The organism is Mycobacterium talmoniae (genome assembly GCF_001854525.1).
GTDB classification, from domain to species: Bacteria; Actinomycetota; Actinomycetes; order Mycobacteriales; family Mycobacteriaceae; genus Mycobacterium; species Mycobacterium talmoniae.
Window position 1 is genome coordinate 1 of the sequence record NZ_MLQM01000370.1, and the last position, 669, is coordinate 669.

Below are 669 nucleotides of genomic sequence, written 5' to 3' on the forward strand. Positions count from 1 at the left end.
ACGCGCAGCTGGGCGGTGCGACCGCGCAGCGATGACCTACCGCGTCGCCTCGACGAAGTAGCCGCGCGGCGCGGCGGGGGCGTCGGTCGGCGCCGCCGGGGCATACCACCGGTTCCAGCGATTGCCGGGTTCGGCGACGTCGGTCACGACCGCCGACCAGCCCAGGTGTTCGACCAACTCGCCCGGCGCGTCGGTGCCGAACAGCCACGGCGAGCCTTGCTGGGCCATCGACCGGCGCAACGACGCCATGAACGGCGCCTCGAGCAGCGTCTTGCCCACCACGTCGTACAGCAGCACCGAGGTGGGTGCCGATAACGCGTCGATGCGATCGAACAGCGTGTGCACGGCGGCTTCGTCGAGGTACTGGAGCAGCCCCTCGACCAACCAGACCGCCGGCTGCCGCGCGTCGAAGCCCGCCGCCCCTAGGGCGCCCGGCCAGTCGTCGGCCAGGTCGATGCCGATCGGCACGCGGACACAGCGCGGTTGATCGTCGGCCAGTAGCCGCGCCTTGGCGGCCACCACTGCCGGCTGGTCCAGTTCGTAGACGGTGGTCTGCTCCGGCCATGGCAGCCGATACGCCCGCGCATCCATCCCGGCCGCCACGATGACGACCTGCCGGATCGTACGCGACGCCCGCAGCAAGGCCTCATCCCAGAACCGGGTGCGGAC

Annotated in this window: 1 protein-coding gene; it reads right to left on the reverse strand. The window is 71.6% G+C overall.

Annotation, left to right across the window (positions count from 1 at the left end; genetic code table 11):
* Positions 1-36 precede the first annotated feature (36 nt).
* Positions 37-669, reverse strand: a 633-nt coding sequence (locus BKN37_RS27420) for an SAM-dependent methyltransferase (RefSeq protein ID WP_071030454.1), incomplete at its 5' end; no start/stop codon positions are given.